The sequence below is a fragment of the Alteromonas sp. AMM-1 genome, from assembly GCF_047290655.1.
GTDB classification, from domain to species: Bacteria; Pseudomonadota; Gammaproteobacteria; order Enterobacterales; family Alteromonadaceae; genus Alteromonas; species Alteromonas mangrovi.
The window spans coordinates 1-3,713 of sequence record NZ_JBLBUE010000243.1 but is presented as its reverse complement, the minus strand read 5'-3'; the positions used below and the strand labels follow the sequence as shown (position 1 = coordinate 3,713).

3 protein-coding genes are annotated in these 3,713 nt (G+C 49.5%); 1 reads left to right on the top strand and 2 read right to left on the bottom strand.

Annotated features, from left to right (window positions below):
- Together ACLR2L_RS19455 and ACLR2L_RS19450 are read right to left on the bottom strand one after the other, a co-directional pair.
- Positions 1 to 1,637: polysaccharide biosynthesis/export family protein (locus ACLR2L_RS19455; RefSeq protein WP_413370582.1), on the bottom strand; the 1,637-nt coding region annotated here is incomplete at its 3' end.
- A gap of 22 nt (positions 1,638 to 1,659) precedes the next feature.
- Positions 1,660 to 2,613: a vWA domain-containing protein gene (locus ACLR2L_RS19450; RefSeq protein WP_413370580.1), complete on the bottom strand. Its 954-nt coding sequence runs from the start codon at positions 2,611 to 2,613 to the stop codon at positions 1,660 to 1,662.
- A gap of 446 nt (positions 2,614 to 3,059) precedes the next feature.
- Here ACLR2L_RS19450 and ACLR2L_RS19445 point away from each other — a divergent pair.
- Positions 3,060 to 3,713: sulfotransferase family protein (locus ACLR2L_RS19445; RefSeq protein ID WP_413370578.1), on the top strand; the 654-nt coding region annotated here is incomplete at its 3' end.

Below are 3,713 nucleotides of genomic sequence, written 5' to 3'. Positions count from 1 at the left end.
GCTTCATTCAGCGATATCCGAATGAAATACAAACGGTCGGTCACCAAATCGGTTCTGGCCAGCAGGGCATAGTTAAGATCAACGCCTGCATCTAAACCACCGGCATACTTCACCATATCCAGTAATCGAGCGCCCATGTGCAGCGGGTAAGTTCCCGCATGAGGGATTGCACCCTTAAAGTCCACCACTTTAATAGGATTGTCGGCAGTGGCTTCGTTTTCCAGTTTGTTCACCACTTTAGTGAGCTGACCAGCACGAGGAGAATGGGTATCAAAAATGATCAGTTGATCGCGGGGTTGTAGCGTTAAATTGTCTGCGGAATATTTGTCGGCAATGGCATTCCACAGGTTGAAGTAAATGACTTCGGTACGTTTGTCTTCGCGGTTCTCGCGCTGGATCATTGCTGCATCAAATTCCGCCCCCTGACGCAGAATACTTTTAGACTGAATCAGATCGGTGACTTTCATGCCATCAAACCATTGAAATCCGCCCGGTGTGAGCACATGACCCGACAGCAACACAACGTCGTCCATTTTATCCAGAACCGGGAAAATACGGATAAGATCGCCGTTGTTTATGGCGACATCATTGCCGTTATTTTTCAGATTGGCTTGCATCAAGGTGTACATGCCGCCATTGGAGATACGCTCGATTTGCGCGGTTTTGGCGTTGGCTGTAGGCAGTAACCCTCCGGCCAGTTCCAGTATCGCTTTTACGTTCTTTTCTTTGGACACTTCGTAAATAGCCGGGCGCAGGATCTCGCCAGCAATACCTACGGTTGGGCCCACCGGAGGCACAAAAATCAGGTCACCCTGGCGAAGGTAAATATTGGCGCTGTCGTCACCTTTTAGCAGTAAGGCATACAAGTCAAACGTAGTGACTACCTGGCCGTTGCGCTTTACCTGAATGTTGCGCAGAGAGCCAGTGCGTTTAATGCCACCACTGGAAACTAACGCGTTGATAAGGGTAGAAAATCCGCTAACAGAATAGCTGCCTGGCTTAGTCACTTCACCTACCAACATAATGTGAATAGAACGAAACTCCGACAGCGTGACGATGGTTTTAATACCAATGCGCTTTATTTCAATGGCTTCGGAAATGACTTTTTTGGCTTCTTCAAAGGTTAGCCCGCTAACGGTCACGGCTCCCGCATCGGGAATTAACAGCAGACCTTCGCGAGTAACGGTAAGATCGTATTGTACGTTGGTTGCGGCAAAAGCCTGAATGGTGAAGGTGTCGCCGGGGCCGATAACGTAGTCATAAGGCACAGGCATATCAGACACAGGCGCAAAGGTAGATGACACGCCTGAAAACATGTCGTAGCCGAACAGTTCCAGTTTGTCTTGTACGCGCTGCTGCTGGATTTCCTCTTCCAGAGTAACCGGGCGCAGCGATTCCGTTACGTTCTGTTCCAACTGACTGGGCGTGGTGGTTTGTTGCATGTTGCTGTCTTGTACAATTACCTGATAGCGGGTGGTATCTTGTGATGAATCGGCAGATTGTGCGGTTAACAAGGCCTCACGGCGTTGTTGTTCTTCCAGAGTGGGTACCATCACGCGCTCTACCTGTGCATGGCTCACGCCGCTTACTGTAACCGCACCCACCAGGGCTAAAATCCACTTGTTTAATTGTTTCATGATGAAAATCTCCAGGAGCGGTTTACTGAAAACGCGGGCAGCCGCTGTAATCAACAATCTTGTGAGCAGGCGTAGCAGGACACAGGTCCTGGTAGTCATATATGCCGTCGTTGTCTTCGTCGGCCGGGCCTCTGAACAGCACAGATTCCACAAAGTTTGCCATGTTGCTGGGTTGAGCAACTTTATCTACCGCGGATGAGAAGCCACAGCTGTCAGCATTTTCCAGGCGGCTGCGTGACAGACGGTTGCCTACACCCACAGTGTAAAAGCACAAGCCTGAATGACTTTGTGGCCAGGCAATTGCACTGGCCTCTGGCACTACCACATGGGCATTGCGTCCAAAGGTGGTACGCTGACGCATACGCATGACAGCCAGTTCAACAGATTCGTCGATTTGCGCCCATTCAGTAACCAGCACCACAGCGGACGGTCCGGGCAGATTGCCAACCAGCTCAGACACAAAATCAATGGCAACCGACAGTGATTTCACCTGAATATGTTGCGCTGTACGGTGACCTGATAACAAGAACTCAAGTTCATTGGGGAAGCGCGTGGCAATGGTCAATCTTGCGTCGAGTGGCGCATAAAGCTGTAATGCAGGTTCATTGTTATAAGTCACAATGGTGCTGCTTATCGGCTGGGTAGGCATGGTTTTAACAAAACGACGTACTACTTCCTTGGCGTAAAAGCGGGTATCCAGACCTTGAGCTGAGTCGTTCAACGATGCGCTTTGATCCACCAGAAATACCAGATGTTCAACCCGGGGTTGTAAACGCAATTGCATGACTCGTGCATCAATTGGCATGGGATTGAAGATGTGCTGTGACTGACGATAAAGACGCAAGTCGTAGTCATCGACACTGGTCATGTTGTCGTGTCTTGGAACGTGAACCAGGTTCTCTGTAGCAAAGCAACCAGACAGCATGGCTACCAGCAGTAGTGAAAATACGATTCGGGTCCGGGTTTTCCAGCTCATCTTTTTCCATCCTCGAAGCACGGTACATGGCTTCAAAAAAACACCTCAGATGGAATGTATTCAGCAAGAAGTAAACCGGCCTGATAAATTAGCCTGAAATACGGCGTGTTAATGTTGTATATGTATGAATTAGCTGAATTAATTTTTTATAGACGTTTTTATAGAAAATGTTGTGCTCACAGGCGCATTCTTATTTTGCAAAGAGAATTGCGGATATTTCATGGGTTTTGCAGCGGTATTCGCATATTGCAAATGGCTCTGCAAAAAGACGTGATTTCAGGCAATTAGCCCAATCAGCCTGCAGGCCGCAGCCTGATTGGCACGCATACACTCCGTACCGCGTTGGTACAGTTCTGGCACTGACCCTTGTGCAACAGCGGGAACAGGTTCGTTGTTGGCGTTCAAATTACGCGCTCAGCTATTTGTGAGTAAAACAGGAGGTGTCTGTGCCAGACGTATTTATTTTGGGCTTTACCAAATGTGCAACAACCAGTTTGTACAACCAGTTGATGCAACATCCTGATGTGTCGAAAACCAAACACAAAGAGCCCCACTTTCATTTTTCCAAGGTGATGGGCAACCACTTTGCCGGCCCCGCCGACAACGACACGGTGAGTCAGATGTTTGTTACCGACGAATCGCAGTATCAATCGCTGTATGAGCCTGGAAAGCTGTCAATCGACGGGTCTGCCATGTCAATTGAACATCCTGGGGTGCTGCAACATATCAACGCACAATTTCCCTCTGCAAAGTACATCATAATGCTGCGCGACCCAATTGAGCGCGCATTTTCTGCGTATGCGCATCTGGTTCGCGACGCCCGGGAAAGCTTGTCGTTCAGGGAGGCAGTCGAGCAGGAGTTGGCAGGGGCTCGCGATCGCTATTTGCCTATCTGGCGCAATTTGCAATCCAGTCGGTTTGTTGAGGCAACACAGTACGCCCGACAGTTGTTGGGCGATCGCCTGATGGTGGTGAGTTACCGTGATTACGCCAAGGATAATCAGCGGGTAATGGACTCGGTTGCCGGGTTTATTGGCCTGTGTTCGATTAGCTGGCAACAAGACTTTGCCAACCGCTCCGGCGTGCCTCATTCCAGGTTG

Bases quoted from the DNA above. Each gene is read 5' to 3' on its own strand.
- ACLR2L_RS19450 (WP_413370580.1), bottom strand. From the start codon at position 2,613: ATGAGCTGGAAAACCCGGACCCGAATCGTATTTTCACTACTGCTGGTA.